The sequence below is a fragment of the Sphingosinicellaceae bacterium genome, from assembly GCA_019285715.1.
In the GTDB taxonomy this organism is placed as follows: Bacteria; Pseudomonadota; Alphaproteobacteria; order Sphingomonadales; family Sphingomonadaceae; genus Glacieibacterium.
In genome coordinates this window covers 4201070-4216201 of sequence record CP079108.1, presented here as the reverse complement: position 1 = coordinate 4216201, position 15132 = coordinate 4201070, and the positions used below count along the sequence as shown (strand labels likewise).

The window sequence follows — 15132 nt, the reverse complement described above, 5'->3', positions numbered from 1 at the left end:
CGCGCGCGGGGCTAGGCGAGCTGGGCAGTCGCGGCGAGCGCCGCGCGGTCAAGGACCTCGATGCCGTGCCGCCCTACGTCTACCCACCCGGCCGCGCGCCACACCGCGATCTTGCGGTTGATGCTTTCACGGGTAGCGACGACGATACGCGCGAGTTCGGTCTGGCTGCGGGTTTCGCAACGCTCGGCCCTAAGCAGGACGCGCGCGAGCCGGACCCCAAGGTCGAAGTTCGCCGACGCCTCGGCCAGCGCGTTTGCCGACCGCAGCCGCCCGGTCAGGACCGACAGCAGCTCCAGTGTCGCCTGGGGCTCGCTCGCGAGCGCCTCGAGCACTGCGCCGCGGCCGAACCGCAGCAGCTGGGACGCGCGTATGGCCGTCACATCGGCGGAGCGTAAACCGCCGTCGAGGACGGCCATGTCGCCGACCACCGACCCCGGCGCAAGCTGGGCCAGCCAGGTTTCGCCGCCATCTGGCCGGCTCAGGCTGACCTCGAGTTCGCCGCTGAGCAGCAGGAAAGCAGCGTCCCCGGGATCGCCTGCCGTAAACAACCGTGCGCGGTGTGCGAGGCGCAATGGCGTGCCGGCGGCGGCAAGCCGCTGGCGCGCCTCTGGCGACAGGGTTTCGAATATCGGACTATGCCCGAGCTGCGCTACCAGATCGTCGCTGATTCGCATGACATCACCCGTTACCCGAGGATCATGACGGCTCCGCCACGGGTGGCGGAGCCGTCAGGTCGCGCTAGCACGTATCGTCGGCAGGCGGGAAGCGGCGGCGGGGAGCCCTGCTGGCTCGCCGCCATGCCGCTCGACCTGGCGCGTTCAGCGCGACGCGATCTGGTTACCGCTCTTGCCCGCAACATTCTTCATCGCGTCGGCAACGGCGACGGCACGGCACTTGCTGACAGATGTGGCCGTCAGGTCGTGGTCGGCATCCGGGCAGACCCGGCTGGCGGCGCGCTGGATACGCGATGCCAGGGTCTGCATGCCGGACGCGCTGCCCAGATTGAGGTCACCATAGAACACCTTGGTTGTGTTCAGTTCCTGGGCTTGAATGGTAGTGGCAGCCAGACCGCTTAGGGCGATGGCAGCGACAGTAACGAGGATGGTCTTCACGGCGAAGTTCCTTTCGAAGTTCGGGAACGGATCCGCCGTGCCCATGACCTCTCCTATCGGAACCTTACCGTGTGCCGCTGTGACGCAGGTCACAGCGGCGACGTCGTCGTGTTGCGTTAACGTTCGATGCCGTGAAGCCGATGGCCTAGCGGCCGCGCTGGCGGACCGGGTTGACCACGACGCGGGGGTCGCGCGACGGACCGTTGCCGCCGCGCCCACCGCCGCCACCGCCACCATTGCCGCCACCGCCGCCGCTACGGCCGCGACCACCGCCGCCACCACCAGCACCGGCGCGACGGCCGGCCATCGACTGCGGGTGACGCTCTTCCCGGACCGGCTGCGGCGAAGCGCGCTCGACCTTCGCGGCGGCCGAGACCGAGGCGCGGAAGTCGGCGGGCAGCGGCAGGCGCATGATGTCCTGGCGCGTCAGCTTCTCGATGTCCTTGAGGTAGGGCTTCTCGTCGTCGGCGCAGAACGCCACGGCCTGGCCCGCCGCACCGGCACGTGCGGTCCGCCCGATGCGGTGGACATAGCTCTCGGGGACGTTGGGCAGTTCGTAGTTGAAGACGTGGCTCACACCCTCGACGTCGATGCCGCGCGCCGCGATGTCGGTGGCGATCAGGACCTTGACCTTGCCGGCCTTGAAGTCGGCGAGGGCCCGCTCGCGCTGGCCCTGGCTCTTGTTGCCGTGGATGGCGGCGGCCTGGATGCCGGCGTTGCCAAGCTGGCGGACGACGCGGTCGGCACCGTGCTTGGTGCGCGTGAACACCAGGCTGCGCTCAACGCCCTCCTTGCGGAGTTCGATCTGGAGCAAAGCGGGCTTCTCGGACTGATTAACCAAGTACACCGACTGCTCGACGCGCTCGGCGGTCGTGGCGGCCGGCTTGACCGAGACCTTGGCCGGGTTGGTCAGGAATTTGGCGGCGAGATCCTCGATGGCGCGCGGCATGGTCGCCGAGAAGAAAAGCGTCTGGCGCTGCTTCGGGACCATCGTGACGAGGCGCTTAAGGGCGTGGATGAAGCCGAGGTCGAGCATCTGGTCGGCCTCGTCGAGGATCAACACCTCGACCATGCGAAGCGTGATCGCGCCGCGGTCGATCAGGTCGATCAGGCGGCCCGGCGTGGCGACGAGGACGTCGACGCCGTATTGCATGGCGCGCTCCTGGCGGTTGATCGGCACGCCGCCGAAGACGGTCTCGACGCGCAACTTCATGAACTTGCCGTACTGGCTGAAGCTCTCGGCGATCTGGCTGGCGAGCTCGCGGGTCGGGGCGAGCACCAAGCAGCGGACGTGGCCGCGGGTCAGCTGCTTGGGCGCAGCGGCGAGGCGGTGCAGCGTCGGCAGCGCGAACGCCGCGGTCTTGCCGGTGCCGGTCTGGGCGATGCCGCACAAGTCGCGGCCTTCCAGCACTATCGGGATCGCCTGGGTCTGGATCGGGGTGGGGTCGGTATAGCCCTTGGCCTCGAGGGCGCGGGCGATCGGATCGGCAAGGCCGAAGTCGGAAAAGCGAGTCATTGTCATAGTCTTTCGTCGTCCGCGGGGTGGCCACGGAGCGGACGCGCGAACATGGGTGTTCACGCGAACGCGGGTTCGCTGAACGACCCGCGTGATGGGGGTGGCCCTGGATGGCTTGCGGCTGAGGAGGGGTCTAGGGCAGTTGCCCGATCACGCACCCGTCCTGGCGGCACTCGCCGCTGACGCCCGGTGCATATGGTGCACCGCAGCGCGAATGTCAATTCGTTACGCCAGGATCGCGAACAACAGCATGACTAGCCCGGCGAAGCTGACCACCCAGACCAGCGAGCGCAGCCACGGCACGCCGAGCGCGTAAAGCGGCACGTAGACCACTCGCGCCCAGAAATAGAGCTCGCAGGCCAGCAACGTCCTTGCCGTGTGGATGCCGGCGACGTGGAGGATCAGCACCGCGGCGATGAACAGCGGCAGGGTTTCGAACAGGTTGTTCTGGGCGCGGCGCAGGCGCTCGGCGACCGGTGACAACGGCGGCATGTCGGCATCGCGCGCGCCGGTGTTCCACCTGGTCCCGTATTGCGCGGTGCGCGCCACGTCGAACGCGAGGATCTGGACCAGCGCCAGTACGAGCGTCCACGCCAGCAGCGTCAGTTCGGTCGTCATGTGCCGCTCCCCGGGTTATCCCCTGGCCGGAACCTGCACCTTGCGAAAAAATACAGCAAATGTGCGCGATATCGGATCGCGCACAGCAAAGGGCCGGGTCACCCTGCGGCAACCCGGCCCTCCGTAGTTCAAACCGGCGTGACCGGTTCGCCTGCAGCCTAGTCGCGGCGGCCGCTGAGCAGCCAGCCGAGTACGAAACCGAGCGCGATACCGCCAGCGATGACGGCGACCGGCTGGTCCTGAACGGCGGTCTTGGCGCGCTCGACGCCCTCGTTGGCATAGCGACCGGCGGTCTCGCGGGCGCGCTGCACCGACTCAGGCGCATGGTCGGCCCACTCTGTAACCTTTTCGCGCGCCTTGCCGTAGGCATCCTGCGCCTTGCCCTTGATCTCGTCGATCTTGCCCGAAACCTGGGTCTTCGTATCGCCGGTAACGTCGCCGAACGCGCCCTCGACCTTGCCGCCGAATTCGTTGAGCGAGCCTTCGATGGTGTCCTTGTTCGCCATGATGAGTCCTTTCGCAGCTGAAACCGTGCAACCGGTATGGAGCCGGCGTTGCGGATACACAACGAGCCGAATTGGAAAGGGTTCAATTCGAGCACTATGCTTGTCGCAATGCAGCAACGACCCACCTTGCGGAGGCCCGGTTCGAGCCGGTCGACTGCCGGTACGGTGGCGCCGCACCTGCCCGGTGTCGGCGTTGCGGTTGATGCTCGACGGTCGCGGCGTCGACCTCGTTGTCACCGGGACGCGGAAAGCGGTCTTCGGCGACACCTAGTTACCGGCGGCTCCACGAAACCTGGCCGCGGTTGTTGGTCCAGTTCATCGTCGGCTTCATGGCCTTCAACCTGGCGTTTGCCGGGCTGTACTACCTCGATCCGGACGGGCTCCAGCTGATCGGCGGGACGGCTTCTGGGGTGCCGCGATCCTGGCGGGGTTTCTTCTTCTCGGTCCACGCCCTGGTCACCATCGGCTACGGCAACGTCGTTCCCGACAGCCTGTACGCCAATATCGTTGTCGTCTTCGAGGCGGCCACCGGCGTGCTCGGGTTCGCAGTGACCACCGTGCTGGCATTATCGCGCTTCGCCCGGTCGACGGCGCGAATCCTGTTCAGCAATGCCGCTGTGGTGGCACCCTTCGAGGACGTCCCGACGATCATGCTCCGCGCCATCAACCGCCGCCATAATCTCATCCTCGAAGCGAGTGCGCGCGCCTCGTTGCTGCGCGCCGGCATCGACGACCAGGGCCACGTCATGCGGCGGTTCTTCGACCTCGTATGCGACATCAATGCGGTGTTCGATGATGCAAGATCACCCCGTCGAACCGGTTCTTCGGCATGGACTCCGACGCGATTGTCGCGTCGAGCGACGAGATCATCGTCATCATTTCGGGCACCAAGGAGAGCATGGCGCAAGCCATCCACGCGCGCACCGCCTACATCGCGTCCGAGCTCCAGTGGAACAAGCGCTTCGTCGACGTTCTCGGCAACCTCGAGAGCGGCCGACGCAGCCTCGACTACAGCCGCTTCCACAAGGTCGAGCCGATCTAGTCGCACGGCGATCGCCCCCTTTTGCGGTGGCCCCCAGCGGACTATATTGCTGCGATGAGCATGAACGGACCCGACAGCAGCGAGGATGGCGGCACCACCACTGGTGTCGCCACCAAGACCAAGCCCAAGACCAAGCAGCCGGCCCTGTACAAAGTGCTGATCCTGAACGACGATTATACTCCGATGGAGTTCGTCGTGCTGACCCTCCAGCGATTCTTCAAGATGACGATCGAGGACGCGACGCGGGTGATGCTCCACGTCCACCAGCGCGGCGTGGGCGTGTGCGGCATCTTCACCTACGAGGTTGCCGAGACAAAGGTCAGCCAGGTCATCGACTTCGCCCGCGAGCACCAGCACCCGCTCCAGGCGACGATGGAGAAGGACTGAGGCCGGGTGCGCTTGCTCGTCCCACCCATCTTTCGTCATCCCCGCCTACCTAGGGATGACGACCCGAGGCGTATCCGCTAACGTTCCCGCAATGACTTCCGCAATACTCCTGATTGCCGCCGCCTATCTGCTCGGCTCGATTCCCTTCGGCCTGCTGCTGGCGCGCGCCGCCGGCATCGATCTGCGCAGCGTCGGCTCGGGCAACATCGGCGCGACCAACGTCCTGCGCACCGGCAACAAGTGGCTGGCGGCGGCGACTCTGCTGCTCGACGCGGGCAAGGGGTTTGCGGGGGTGTGGCTGGCGTCGCGGTTCGGTGCCGGCGAGCCCTGGCTCCCGGCTGCGGCCGGCGTCGCGGCGTTCCTCGGCCACGTCTATCCGGTCTGGCTCGGCTTCCGGGGCGGCAAGGGCGTCTCGACCCTGCTGGGCGTGACGCTGGCGCTGCTGCCGATCGCGGCGCTGGTGTTCGGTGTCGTCTGGCTCGCGGTCGCGTTGGCCACGCGCTACTCGTCGCTCGGCGGCATGCTTGCCGCAATTGCGATTCCCGTCGCAGCGGTTGTCGTGGGGCGTACGGACCTCGCGGCGTGGCTCACCGTCATCGTCGTCATCCTACTGTGGAAACACCGCGAAAATATCGCCCGCCTGCGCGCCGGTAACGAAAGCCGAATCGGCCAGAAGTCTTGATTCCGGCTCCGGCGGACGCGGTCGCGCGTCTCCGCCTGATCCGCAGCGAGAACGTCGGCCCGGTTACCTATCGGCAGCTGATTGCGCGATTCGGCAACGCCGCGGCGGCGCTCGAGGCACTGCCCGATCTCGCCCGGCGCGGTGGCGGCAAGGTGCCTAAGATTTGCGATGCCGCGACTGCCGAGCGCGAACTCGATGGGCTCCACGGCTTCGGCGCGGGGGCGGTCTTTATCGGCACGCCCGAATACCCGCCGCTGCTCGCGCGCACCGAGACCGCTCCGCCGGTCGTCGCCACCAAGGGTGACGCGGCGCTTCTCGAACGCCCCGCCGTGGCGATGGTCGGCGCGCGCAACGCGAGTGCGGCCGCGGTGCGATTCGCGCGCGGGCTGGCGGCGGACCTGGCGGACGCGGGCTTCGTCGTCGTCTCCGGGCTGGCGCGCGGCATCGACGCGGCAGCGCACGAGGGCGCGCTGGCGGGCGGCACCGTTGCGGTGATCGCGGGCGGTATCGACATCTGCTACCCGCCCGAGACCGCCGATCTACAGCGCCGCATGGGAGAGCGAGGCGGGGGCGAGCAGGGCCTGGTCGTCGCCGAGATGGCGTTTGGGACGCAGCCACAGGCGCGCCACTTCCCACGCCGCAACCGCATCATCGCCGGGCTGTGCGCTGGCACGGTCGTCGTCGAGGGCGCGGTGCGGTCGGGCTCGCTGATCACCGCTCGGCTGGCGGCAGAGGCGGGGCGGGAGGTCATGGCAATCCCGGGGTCGCCGCTCGATCCGCGCGCGCAAGGCTGCAACCAGCTGATTCGGGAAGGCGCAACCTTGGTGCAGAATGCCGCCGATATCATCGAGGCGATGAGCGGGTTTAGCGCCGGCAGCTTCCGCTCGCAGCCGATGCCGGCTTACGAGGTCCAACCGACGATGTTCGCTGGGGATGCCGAGATGGCGGCGATAGCAGAGCTGTTGTCACCGACGCCAGTCGTGGTCGACGAGCTCGTACGGCTCAGCGGGCTGCCGAGCGCCAGCGTTGCGGCCGTGCTACTCGACCTCGAATTGGGAGGGCGGCTGGCTCGCCACGCCGGCGGGCGGGTAGCGAGCATCTGACGGGGCCGAAACCCCGACGGCCTATTCGGCGGCGATGGCTTCCGGAGCGACGATCGGGTCGACGCTGACGAACTTGCGACCGAGCTTGCCGTCGTGGAACACCACGACGCCGGCATCGAGTGCGTAGAGCGTGTGGTCGACGCCGCAGCCGACGTTGCGGCCCGGATAGACGCGGGTGCCGCGCTGGCGAACGATGATGCCGCCGCCGAGGACGCGCTGTCCGCCGAACAGCTTGACGCCGAGACGACGACCGGCCGAGTCGCGGCCGTTGCGGGTCGAGCCGCCTGCTTTCTTATGTGCCATTGTCCGAAACCCTTACGCGACGCTGGTGATCTTGAGCACGGTCAGCTGCTGACGGTGCCCGTTCTTCCGGCGGTAATTGTGGCGACGCTTCTTCTTGAAGATGATGACCTTGTCGCCCTTGGTCTGGGCGATGATCGTCGCGGTGACCGCGCCACCCATGGTGACGGTCTCGCCCTCGCCCGACATAAGCGTGTCGAGGGTGATCGTCGCCCCGGCCTCGCCATCGAGCTTCTCGACGAGAAGCGTGTCGTTTGCGGCGACGCGATATTGCTTGCCGCCCGTGCGCACTACCGCGAACATTGTCTCTGCCTTGATCTCAAACGAAAGCGCGCGAGGCCGGAGCCCGCGCGGGAAGCGGGTTGGTAAGGAAACCTGCCCCCGGTGTCAATAAAAACGAGTCCCGGGGTTCAGGTCAGTCGGTCAATTCGCTCCACACGTCCTTGAGCTTGCCGAAGAAGCCGGTCGAGGCAGGGTTGTTCTTGCCGTCCTGCTCGGCCTCGATCGCCTGGAATTCCTCGAGCAGTTCGCGCTGGCGCTTGGTCAGCTTGACCGGAGTCTCGACGTCGAGCTGGACCACCAGGTCGCCGAATCCCGCACCGTTCAGGGCCGGCATGCCACGCCCACGAACGCGGAATTGCTTGCCGGTCTGGGTCCCATGCGGAACCTTGATCGCGGCGACGGTCTTGTCGAGCACCGGCACCTCGATCTCGCCGCCGAGCGCCATCGTCGTGACCGACACCGGGGCCTGCGCGAACAAGGTCGTGCCGTCGCGCTTGAACACCGCGTGCGGCTTCATGTGGACGAAGATGTACAGGTCGCCGGTCGGTCCGCCGCGCATGCCGGCCTCGCCCTCTCCTGCCATGCGGATGCGGGTGCCTTCGTCGACGCCGGCGGGGATCTTCACCGACAGCGACTTCTGGCGCTCGACGCGGCCCTGGCCGTGGCAGGTGTCGCACGGGTCGGCGATGATCTGGCCGGCACCGTGGCAGGTCGGGCAGGTGCGCTCGACCATGAACAGGCCCTGCCGCATCGCGACCTGGCCCTGGCCGCGGCAGGTGCCGCAGGTCTTGGCGGCGCTGCCGGCCTTGGAGCCCGAGCCGTGGCAAGTGTCGCAGCCGACCGCGACCTCGATCTCGAGCGCCGCTTCCTTGCCGTTGAAGGCTTCCTCCAGCGTCATCTCGAGGTCGTAGCGCAGGTCCTGCCCACGCCCGGTCGGCTGGCGGCCGCGCCCGGTGAACTGCTCGAAGATGTCGGAGAAGATGTCGCCGAAGCCGCCGAAGCCCTGCGCACCCGCACCGCCGCCGCCGCCGCCCTGCTGGAAGGCGGCCTTGCCGTAGCGGTCGTAGGCGGCGCGCTTCTGCGGGTCCTTGAGGCAGTCGTAGGCCTCGCTGATCGCCTTGAAGCGCTGCTCGGCGACGGCATTGCCCGGATTCTTGTCCGGATGCCACTGCATCGCGAGACGCCGGTACGACGCCTTGAGGGTGCCGTCGTCCGCGGTGCGCTCGCATTCGAGCAGCTCGTAGAAGTCGATATCGATACTCAAAGAACGGCCCCTGCCCAGATCGCAAGGGCGGGAATGGTACGAACTTCACGCCTAATCGACGGATTCGAACACCATTCCCGCCCGGTCCCTGTCGTTGAGACAGGGCTACTTCTTGTCGTCCTCGACCTCCGAGAACTCGGCGTCGACGACGTTATCGTCGTGCGGTGCCTCGGCCTCGGGGCTCGCGGCCTTGGCCTGCTCGGCGGCATAGACCGCCTCGCCGAGCTTCATCGCGACCTGGCCGAGGGCCGTGGTCTTGGCGGTGATCGCATCCGCGTCGCCCGAGTCGAGCACGCCCTTGAGGTCGGCGATCGCTGCCTCGATCTCGGCCTTGACGTCGGCGGAGACCTTGTCGCCGTGCTCGACCAGCTGGCGCTCGGTCGAGTGCGCCAGGCTGTCGGCCTGGTTGCGGGCCTCGGCGACGGCACGACGCTTCTTGTCTTCCTCGGCGAAGCGCTCGGCATCCTTGACCATGCCTTCGATGTCGTCCTTGGACAGGCCACCCGATGGCTGGATGCGGATCTGCTGCTCCTTGCCGGTGCCCTTGTCCTTGGCGTTCACCGCGACCAGCCCGTTGGCGTCGATGTCGAAGGTCACCTCGATCTGCGGCAGGCCGCGCGGCGCCGGCGGAATCCCGACGAGGTCGAACTGGCCGAGCAGCTTGTTGTCCGCCGCCATCTCGCGCTCGCCCTGGAAGACGCGGATGGTAACCGCGTTCTGGTTGTCGTCGGCGGTCGAGTAGGTCTGCGACTTCTTGGTCGGGATCGTCGTGTTGCGGTCGATCATCCGGGTGAACACGCCGCCCAGTGTCTCGATGCCGAGCGACAGCGGGGTCACGTCGAGCAGCAGCACGTCCTTGACGTCGCCCTGCAGCACGCCCGCCTGGATCGCCGCGCCCATGGCGACGACTTCATCGGGGTTGACCGAGGTGTTGGGCTCCTTGCCGAACAGCTGCTTCACGAACTCGCGGACGCGCGGCATGCGGGTCATGCCGCCGACGAGGATGACCTCGTCGATTTCCGACGTCTTGACGCCGGCTTCGCTGATCGCGTCCAGGCACGGCTTGCGGGTGCGCTCGATGAGGTCGAGCACGAGCTTCTCGAGGTCGGTGCGGGTGACCGTCTTGACGAGGTGCTTCGGGCCGGTCGCGTCAGCGGTGATGAAGGGCAGGTTGACCTCGGTCGAAGCGCTCGACGAGAGCTCGATCTTGGCCTTTTCCGCCGCTTCCTTGAGGCGCTGCAGGGCGAGCTTGTCCTTCTTGAGGTCGATGCCTTCCGCCTTCTGGAAGTCGGCCGCGAGGAACTCGACGACCTTGGCGTCGAAGTCCTCACCGCCGAGGAAGGTGTCGCCGCTGGTCGACTTGACCTCAAACACGCCGTCGCCGAGCTCGAGGATCGAGACGTCGAAGGTGCCGCCGCCGAGGTCGTAGACCGCGATCGTCTTGGCACCGATCTTGTCGAGGCCATAGGCGAGCGCCGCTGCCGTCGGCTCGTTGATGATGCGCAAGACTTCGAGGCCGGCGATCTGGCCGGCATCCTTGGTTGCCTGGCGCTGGGCGTCGTTGAAATAAGCGGGGACGGTGATGACCGCCTGGGTGACCTTTTCACCAAGGTAAGCCTCGGCGGTCTCCTTCATTTTCTGCAGGATGAAGGCGCTGATCTGCGAAGGAGAGTACTGCTCGCCGCCCGCACCGACCCAAGCGTCGCCGTTGTTGCCCTTGACGATCTTGTAGGGGACGAGGGCCATGTCCTTCTGGGTCAGCGGGTCGTTGAAGCCGCGACCGATCAGGCGCTTGACCGCGAAAACGGTGTTCTCGGGATTGGTCACCGCCTGGCGCTTGGCCGGCTGGCCGACAAGGCGCTCCTTGTCCTTGGTGAAGGCAACCTGCGACGGCGTCGTGCGCGCGCCCTCGGCATTCTCGACGACCTTCGGCGCGCTGCCCTCCATGACGGCGACGCAGCTGTTGGTGGTGCCGAGGTCGATCCCGATAACTTTGGCCATTTTCATCCTCTTGAAGCGATAGGTTACGGCTTGGACGCACGCCCTTGCCGTAAAGCAACGTGCGTTTCACCCGACCGGGCCGATATAGGGAACCGTTTTTGCCCTACAAGCGCGTTCGCCCTCGCTGTGATGCTTCTACGGCACAGTGTGTCGCAGGGCGCCGCGCCGCATGGACGCCGCGGCGTACGCTCCTGTACAGCCCGCGTTTGCATGGGCTGCGCGATCGCGGCCCGGCACCGGGAGGGATGAATTGACCAAGGGCTGGGAGCGCGCGGTCGGCTGGGGGGCTTGCGCGGTATCGATCGCCTTGCTGGTTGCGGCGTTGGTCGCGTCGCGGGTCGAGGCGGCCACGGGTCTGCGCGTCGGAAGCGTTCGGGTCGAGGAGGCGGTGGTTGCGCTGGCCGCGGTGCCGGGCCGCCCGGCGGCAGGTTATTTTACGCTGAGCGGCGGACCGGCGACGCTGACCAGCGTCGCCTCCCCGCTGGCGTCGCGCGTCGAGATGCACAGCAGCAGCATGGCGGGCGGCGTGATGAGCATGGAGAAGCTCGCCGCGGTGCTGGTTCACGCCGGGACGCGGGCGACCTTCGCGCCGGGCGGCAATCACCTGATGATCTTCGGTCTGGCCAGCACGGTGAAGGCCGGGTCGACGGTGCCGCTGCAACTGCACTTCGCCGATGGCCAGACGGTGCGCGTCGAGGCTCGCGCTGTGGCCCCGGGCATGGCTATGGAGATGCATGAGGGGCACTGAGCGCAATCTGTCTGCGGGCGAGAGGCACATCGCCGCCTCGATCTTCGGCAGCGCACTCGACCTCGATGCGGTCCACCTGCGCCGCGCCAAGTGGTTCATGTTCCAGCCGGCATGGGTGACCATGGCCCCCGACGGCGACATCTGGTTCCACCCCAACGGCGGGTTGTGGTGCGAAGACTTCGCGGCAACGGTGCTGCCGTGGCGGGCGCTTTTCGTCCACGAGATGACCCACGTCTGGCAGCACCAGTCGGGCATCAACCTGGTGCTGAGCCGCCGCCCGTTCGCGCCGTATCGCTACCGGCTGGAGCCGGGCAAGCCGTTCACCGCGTACGGCATCGAGCAGCAGGCGATGATCGTCGAGCATTGCTACCGGGCGCGGGAGGCGGGGCGGCCGACGCCGGCGCTGGAGGCGTTGCTGCCGTTCGGAGACCCCTGACTTCCTGTTCCCCTCCCTTGAAAGGGAGGGGGAGCAGAGTGTGCTAGCCCTTCGCCTTCGCGACGCTGACCAGCGCCGGGCGCAGCAGGCGGTCCTTGATGACATAGCCGGCCTGCAGCTCGGCGACGATCGCGCCGGCCTCATGCGCGTCGCTGTCGACCTCGATCATCGCCTGGTGGCGGTTGGGGTCGAGCTTCTGGCCTTCGGTCTCGACGCGGCTGATGCCGTGGCGGCCAAGAACCGCCTGCAGCTCGCGCTCGGTCGCCTCGATGCCGGTGCGGACGCTGTCGAAATTGCCCTCCGCCGGCAGTGCCGCGACGGCGCGCTTGAGGTTGTCGGCGACGCCGAGCAGGTCGCGGGCGAAGCCGGTCATCGCATAAGCGGTGGCGTCGACGCGCTCGCGGTCGAGGCGGCGGCGGGTGTTTTCCATCTCGGCCGCCGAGCGCAGCAGCCGGTCCTTGAGGTCGGCGATCTCCTGGTCGCGGGCCAGCAACTCCTCGGCCATGGCGTCCCTGGTGCTCGGCGCACCGCTCTCGGCCTCGGAAATGCCTTCCGGGAACGTGGTTTCGTTGGTGTCGTTAACGTCGTTCATCAAATCAACCTGCTGAGTGTCTGGGCGGTGTAATCAACCATCGGAACGATGCGCGCGTAATTCAAGCGGGTCGGACCGATGACGCCGACCACGCCGACGACGCGCCCGTCGGGTCCGCGGTACGGCGCGGCGATAACGCTTGAACCCGATAAAGAGAACAACTTGTTCTCCGAACCGATGAAGATCTTGCACGCCGATGCGGTGCGCGCGAGGTCCAGCACGCGCGCGAGTTCCTCCTTGCCCTCGATGTCGCCGAGCAGTTGCCGGGCGCGCTCGAGGTCGGCTTCGTCGCCGGCCACGAGGTTGGCGCTGCCGCGCACGATCAGCACCGCGCGCGCCCCGTCCGACGACCACGCCGCCAGCCCCTGCTCGACGAGCCCGCGGGTCGCGTCGTCGAGCGCGGCGCGGGCGCCGGCGATCTCGCTGCGCAGTTTCTCGGCCGCGGCAGCGAGGGTCAGCCCCTCCAGCCGCGCGTTGATGTAGTTCGCCGCCTCGACCAGCGCGATCGGCGGCAGTTCGGGCGGCAGGTCGATGACCCGGTTCTCGACCGAACCATCGGTGCCGACCAGCACCGCCAGCGCCTTGACCGGCGACAGCGGCACGAAGCTGACCTGCCGCAGCCGGACCTCGTCCTTTGCCACCAGCACCATGCCGGCGCAGGCGCTCAGCCCCGACAGCACCTGCGTCGTGCGGCCGAGGATGTCCTCCATGGCGGACTGACCGTGCGCGCTGCCTTCGATCGCGGCACGCTCGTCGGCGGACGGCGCGGTCATCTGCATCATGCCGTCGACGAACAGCCGCAGGCCGAGCTCGGTCGGCAGCCGCCCGGCGGAGGTATGCGGTGCCGCAAGGAGCCCGAGCTCCTCCAGGTCCTGCATGACGTTGCGGATCGAGGCGGGGGACAGCCCGATCGCGCCGAGCTTCGACAGCGTCCGCGACCCGACCGGCGTGCCGCTGGCGAGGTACGATTCGACGATCTGGCGGAACACCTCGCGGGCGCGTTCGCCGAGATCGGGGGGACCGGAGGGGAGCATACCGTTCATGTAGGGCAGCCAGTCCTTCTGTGACAGTGGCCCGGCGGTGACAGGGGGCGGGCAACCCGCTAAGCCGCAGCCTCACCTTCAGGAGCCTGTCCCATGCGTCCCTCCGGCCGCGCCCCCGACGCGATGCGGGCGATCGAGATGATCCCCGGTTTCAGCGCGCATGCCGAGGGCTCGTGCCTCGTCAAGTTCGGGCGCACCCATGTCCTCGTCACCGCGTCGGTCGAGGAGCGCCTGCCGCCGTGGCTGCGCGGCAAGGGGTCGGGCTGGGTCACCGCCGAATACGGCATGCTGCCCCGCGCCACCCACACGCGGGGCGCGCGCGAGGCCGCCAAGGGCAAGCAGTCGGGCCGCACCCAGGAGATCCAGCGCCTGATCGGGCGTTCGCTCCGCGCCGTTACCGACCTCAAGCTCCTCGGCGAGCGCCAGATCACCCTCGACTGCGATGTCATCCAGGCCGACGGCGGAACCCGCACCGCCGCTATCTCCGGCGCCTGGGTGGCGCTGCGCCTCGCCATCGACGGCATCATGGCCAAGAACGGCCTGACCGTGGACCCGCTGACGACCCAGGTCGGCGCGGTGTCGTGCGGTATCCACGACGGCAACCCGGTGCTCGACCTCGACTATGAGGAGGATTCGGACGCCGGCACCGACGCCAATTTCGTGCTGACCGCGACCGGCGGCATCGTCGAGGTCCAGGCGACCGCCGAGGGCGCGCCGTTCGACGAGGAGGCGCTGCTCCGCCTGCTCCGCCTCGCCCGCATCGGCTGCACCGAGATCTTCGCGGCGCAGCGGGTCGCGACCGGGCGGTGAGCCGCCGCCTCGCCCCCGGCCGGCTGGTACTGGCGACGCATAACCCGGGAAAAGTGCGCGAGATCGGCGACCTGCTGCGCCCGTTCGGGATGGACGTTGTCGCCGCGGGCGACCTCGGCCTGCCGGAGCCCGAGGAGACCGGCACCACGTTCCGCGCCAACGCCGAGCTGAAGGCGCTCGCGGCGGCCACTGCCTCCGGCTTTCCCGCGCTCGCCGACGATTCGGGGCTTTGTGTCGATGCGCTCGACGGCGCTCCGGGCGTCTATTCGGCGCGCTGGGCGGGCGAGGCCAAGGACTTCGGCGTCGCCATGGAGCGCGTCCACCGGGCGATGGCGTTCGGATCGCCCGACACCGCCTACTTCGTCTGCGCGCTGTCGCTGGCCTGGCCCGACGGCAGCGTCGAGACCTTCGAGGGTCGCGTCGACGGCCGGCTGGTGTGGCCGCCACGCGGCGACCGCGGCTTCGGCTATGACCCGATGTTCGTCGCCGAGCACATGGACCAGACCTTCGGGGAAATCGACCCGGCGGCGAAGCACGCGATGAGCCACCGCGCACGGGCGTTCGAGCAACTGGTGGCGGCGTGCTTTTAGACCCTCCCCTTCAGGGGAGGGTGCGAGAGACGGTGCCCTTGCACCGGCCCGCGGGTGGGTTCTTCGTTGCGGGTCAAGAGCCCACCCCGGGGCCGGCTTC

General features: G+C 67.9%; 20 protein-coding genes and 1 pseudogene. 9 read left to right on the top strand and 12 right to left on the bottom strand.

The window, feature by feature from the left end; all coding sequences use genetic code 11:
• Positions 1 to 11: 11 nt before the first annotated feature.
• The 5 genes from KX816_19575 to KX816_19555 form a co-directional block, all read right to left on the bottom strand.
• The gene (locus KX816_19575; GenBank protein QXQ06332.1) at positions 12 to 674 is read right to left on the bottom strand and encodes a Crp/Fnr family transcriptional regulator; all 663 of its coding nucleotides are present in this window, start codon (positions 672 to 674) and stop codon (positions 12 to 14) included.
• 144 nt (positions 675 to 818) lie between these two features.
• A complete protein-coding gene (locus tag KX816_19570; protein ID QXQ06331.1) occupies positions 819 to 1157 on the bottom strand; it encodes a UrcA family protein in 339 nt (112 codons plus the stop codon).
• Between the two features lie 100 nt (positions 1158 to 1257).
• Positions 1258 to 2628 carry a DEAD/DEAH box helicase gene (locus tag KX816_19565; GenBank protein ID QXQ06330.1) on the bottom strand — a complete coding sequence of 457 codons (1371 nt, stop codon included), beginning with the start codon at positions 2626 to 2628 and terminating at the stop codon, positions 1258 to 1260.
• A gap of 225 nt (positions 2629 to 2853) precedes the next feature.
• Positions 2854 to 3246 (bottom strand): MAPEG family protein, encoded by a 393-nt coding sequence (locus KX816_19560; protein QXQ06329.1) that lies wholly within the window; start codon positions 3244 to 3246, stop codon positions 2854 to 2856.
• Between the two features lie 158 nt (positions 3247 to 3404).
• Positions 3405 to 3752: a DUF883 family protein gene (locus KX816_19555; GenBank protein QXQ06328.1), complete on the bottom strand. Its 348-nt coding sequence runs from the start codon at positions 3750 to 3752 to the stop codon at positions 3405 to 3407.
• Between the two features lie 329 nt (positions 3753 to 4081).
• Here KX816_19555 and KX816_19550 point away from each other — a divergent pair.
• Positions 4082 to 4327, top strand: a pseudogene (locus KX816_19550) (hypothetical protein).
• Here the strand turns inward: KX816_19550 and KX816_19545 are convergent.
• Positions 4219 to 4500, bottom strand: a complete 282-nt coding sequence (locus KX816_19545) for a hypothetical protein (protein ID QXQ06327.1) — start codon at positions 4498 to 4500, stop codon at positions 4219 to 4221. The pseudogene KX816_19550 and the gene KX816_19545 overlap by 109 nt on opposite strands.
• Before the next feature lie 81 nt (positions 4501 to 4581).
• On the opposite strand from KX816_19545, the gene KX816_19540 reads away from it, so the two are divergent.
• From KX816_19540 to dprA, 4 genes are all read left to right on the top strand, one after another.
• Positions 4582 to 4794, top strand: a complete 213-nt coding sequence (locus KX816_19540; GenBank protein QXQ06326.1) for a hypothetical protein — start codon at positions 4582 to 4584, stop codon at positions 4792 to 4794.
• A 54-nt stretch (positions 4795 to 4848) separates the two neighbouring features.
• A complete protein-coding gene (clpS, locus tag KX816_19535; protein QXQ06325.1) occupies positions 4849 to 5181 on the top strand; it encodes an ATP-dependent Clp protease adapter ClpS in 333 nt (110 codons plus the stop codon).
• A gap of 91 nt (positions 5182 to 5272) precedes the next feature.
• The gene (gene plsY, locus KX816_19530) at positions 5273 to 5863 is read left to right on the top strand and encodes a glycerol-3-phosphate 1-O-acyltransferase PlsY (protein ID QXQ06324.1); all 591 of its coding nucleotides are present in this window, start codon (positions 5273 to 5275) and stop codon (positions 5861 to 5863) included.
• A complete protein-coding gene (dprA, locus tag KX816_19525) occupies positions 5863 to 6966 on the top strand; it encodes a DNA-processing protein DprA (GenBank protein ID QXQ08692.1) in 1104 nt (367 codons plus the stop codon). Before plsY ends, dprA begins: the two co-directional genes overlap by 1 nt.
• Positions 6967 to 6987: 21 nt before the next feature.
• Here dprA and rpmA read toward each other — a convergent pair whose 3' ends face one another.
• From rpmA to dnaK, 4 genes are all read right to left on the bottom strand, one after another.
• Positions 6988 to 7269 carry a 50S ribosomal protein L27 gene (gene rpmA / locus KX816_19520; GenBank protein QXQ06323.1) on the bottom strand — a complete coding sequence of 94 codons (282 nt, stop codon included), beginning with the start codon at positions 7267 to 7269 and terminating at the stop codon, positions 6988 to 6990.
• Positions 7270 to 7281: 12 nt separating this feature from the next.
• Entirely contained in the window at positions 7282 to 7569 is a 288-nt protein-coding gene (rplU, locus tag KX816_19515) for a 50S ribosomal protein L21 (protein QXQ06322.1), read from the bottom strand.
• 112 nt (positions 7570 to 7681) lie between these two features.
• Positions 7682 to 8812, bottom strand: coding sequence for a molecular chaperone DnaJ (dnaJ, locus tag KX816_19510; protein ID QXQ06321.1), 1131 nt, complete (start codon positions 8810 to 8812; stop codon positions 7682 to 7684).
• A 105-nt stretch (positions 8813 to 8917) separates the two neighbouring features.
• Entirely contained in the window at positions 8918 to 10813 is a 1896-nt protein-coding gene (gene dnaK / locus KX816_19505) for a molecular chaperone DnaK (GenBank protein QXQ06320.1), read from the bottom strand.
• Between the two features lie 250 nt (positions 10814 to 11063).
• Here dnaK and KX816_19500 point away from each other — a divergent pair, with 250 nt between their 5' ends.
• Both KX816_19500 and KX816_19495 read left to right on the top strand, forming a co-directional pair.
• Entirely contained in the window at positions 11064 to 11561 is a 498-nt protein-coding gene (locus tag KX816_19500) for a copper chaperone PCu(A)C (protein ID QXQ06319.1), read from the top strand.
• A complete protein-coding gene (locus tag KX816_19495; protein ID QXQ06318.1) occupies positions 11548 to 11997 on the top strand; it encodes a vgr related protein in 450 nt (149 codons plus the stop codon). The genes KX816_19500 and KX816_19495 overlap by 14 nt, the downstream gene beginning before the upstream one ends.
• 43 nt (positions 11998 to 12040) lie before the next feature.
• Here KX816_19495 and grpE read toward each other — a convergent pair whose 3' ends face one another.
• Together grpE and hrcA are read right to left on the bottom strand one after the other, a co-directional pair.
• Positions 12041 to 12589 (bottom strand): nucleotide exchange factor GrpE, encoded by a 549-nt coding sequence (gene grpE / locus KX816_19490; protein ID QXQ06317.1) that lies wholly within the window; start codon positions 12587 to 12589, stop codon positions 12041 to 12043.
• Positions 12589 to 13623 carry a heat-inducible transcriptional repressor HrcA gene (hrcA, locus tag KX816_19485; GenBank protein ID QXQ08691.1) on the bottom strand — a complete coding sequence of 345 codons (1035 nt, stop codon included), beginning with the start codon at positions 13621 to 13623 and terminating at the stop codon, positions 12589 to 12591. The genes grpE and hrcA overlap by 1 nt, the downstream gene beginning before the upstream one ends.
• Positions 13624 to 13725: 102 nt before the next feature.
• Between hrcA and rph the strand changes: the two genes are divergently transcribed.
• Together rph and rdgB are read left to right on the top strand one after the other, a co-directional pair.
• Entirely contained in the window at positions 13726 to 14442 is a 717-nt protein-coding gene (rph, locus tag KX816_19480; protein QXQ06316.1) for a ribonuclease PH, read from the top strand.
• Positions 14439 to 15032: an RdgB/HAM1 family non-canonical purine NTP pyrophosphatase gene (rdgB, locus tag KX816_19475; protein QXQ06315.1), complete on the top strand. Its 594-nt coding sequence runs from the start codon at positions 14439 to 14441 to the stop codon at positions 15030 to 15032. Before rph ends, rdgB begins: the two co-directional genes overlap by 4 nt.
• Positions 15033 to 15132: the final 100 nt, after the last annotated feature.

Coding starts and splice junctions, on each gene's coding strand:
- KX816_19575 (QXQ06332.1), bottom strand. CDS start 674: ATGCGAATCAGCGACGATCTGGTAGCGCAGCTCGGGCATAGTCCGATA.
- KX816_19570 (QXQ06331.1), bottom strand. CDS start 1,157: ATGGGCACGGCGGATCCGTTCCCGAACTTCGAAAGGAACTTCGCCGTG.
- KX816_19565 (QXQ06330.1), bottom strand. CDS start 2,628: ATGACTCGCTTTTCCGACTTCGGCCTTGCCGATCCGATCGCCCGCGCC.
- KX816_19560 (QXQ06329.1), bottom strand. CDS start 3,246: ATGACGACCGAACTGACGCTGCTGGCGTGGACGCTCGTACTGGCGCTG.
- KX816_19555 (QXQ06328.1), bottom strand. CDS start 3,752: ATGGCGAACAAGGACACCATCGAAGGCTCGCTCAACGAATTCGGCGGC.
- KX816_19545 (QXQ06327.1), bottom strand. CDS start 4,500: ATGACGTGGCCCTGGTCGTCGATGCCGGCGCGCAGCAACGAGGCGCGC.
- KX816_19540 (QXQ06326.1), top strand. CDS start 4,582: ATGGACTCCGACGCGATTGTCGCGTCGAGCGACGAGATCATCGTCATC.
- clpS (QXQ06325.1), top strand. CDS start 4,849: ATGAGCATGAACGGACCCGACAGCAGCGAGGATGGCGGCACCACCACT.
- plsY (QXQ06324.1), top strand. CDS start 5,273: ATGACTTCCGCAATACTCCTGATTGCCGCCGCCTATCTGCTCGGCTCG.
- rpmA (QXQ06323.1), bottom strand. CDS start 7,269: ATGGCACATAAGAAAGCAGGCGGCTCGACCCGCAACGGCCGCGACTCG.
- rplU (QXQ06322.1), bottom strand. CDS start 7,569: ATGTTCGCGGTAGTGCGCACGGGCGGCAAGCAATATCGCGTCGCCGCA.
- dnaK (QXQ06320.1), bottom strand. CDS start 10,813: ATGGCCAAAGTTATCGGGATCGACCTCGGCACCACCAACAGCTGCGTC.
- KX816_19495 (QXQ06318.1), top strand. CDS start 11,548: ATGAGGGGCACTGAGCGCAATCTGTCTGCGGGCGAGAGGCACATCGCC.
- grpE (QXQ06317.1), bottom strand. CDS start 12,589: ATGAACGACGTTAACGACACCAACGAAACCACGTTCCCGGAAGGCATT.
- hrcA (QXQ08691.1), bottom strand. CDS start 13,623: ATGCTCCCCTCCGGTCCCCCCGATCTCGGCGAACGCGCCCGCGAGGTG.
- rph (QXQ06316.1), top strand. CDS start 13,726: ATGCGTCCCTCCGGCCGCGCCCCCGACGCGATGCGGGCGATCGAGATG.